The organism is Vibrio sp. 10N.222.48.A3 (assembly GCF_041475345.1).
In the GTDB taxonomy this organism is placed as follows: Bacteria; Pseudomonadota; Gammaproteobacteria; order Enterobacterales; family Vibrionaceae; genus Vibrio; species Vibrio tasmaniensis_A.
On record NZ_JBFRVX010000321.1, the window covers coordinates 1 to 363 of the forward strand.

At 50.1% G+C, this 363-nt stretch carries 1 protein-coding gene; it reads left to right on the forward strand.

Going from position 1 to position 363, the window contains the following annotated elements; genetic code table 11:
• On the forward strand, positions 1–363 hold a 363-nt coding region (locus AB4653_RS10175), incomplete at both ends, for an aldehyde dehydrogenase family protein (RefSeq protein ID WP_372104059.1).

Below are 363 nucleotides of genomic sequence, written 5' to 3' on the forward strand. Positions count from 1 at the left end.
CTCCAACATCCTACTTAAAATTGCCGATCGCATTGAAGCGAACCTAGAAGAAATCGCAGTCGCTGAGACGTGGGAAAACGGCAAGCCTGTGCGTGAAACTTTGGCAGCAGACATTCCTTTAGTTGTCGATCACTTCCGTTACTTTGCGGGTTGTATTCGAGCGCAAGAAGGCAGCGCAGCAGAGCTAGATTCAAACACCGCAAGTTACCACTTCCCGGAACCAATTGGTGTAGTCGGCCAGATCATTCCTTGGAACTTCCCGATTTTAATGTCGGCTTGGAAATTGGCACCTGCACTGGCTGCGGGCTGTTGTGTGGTGATGAAGCCAGCCGAGCAAACACCGACATCGATTTTGGTGATGAT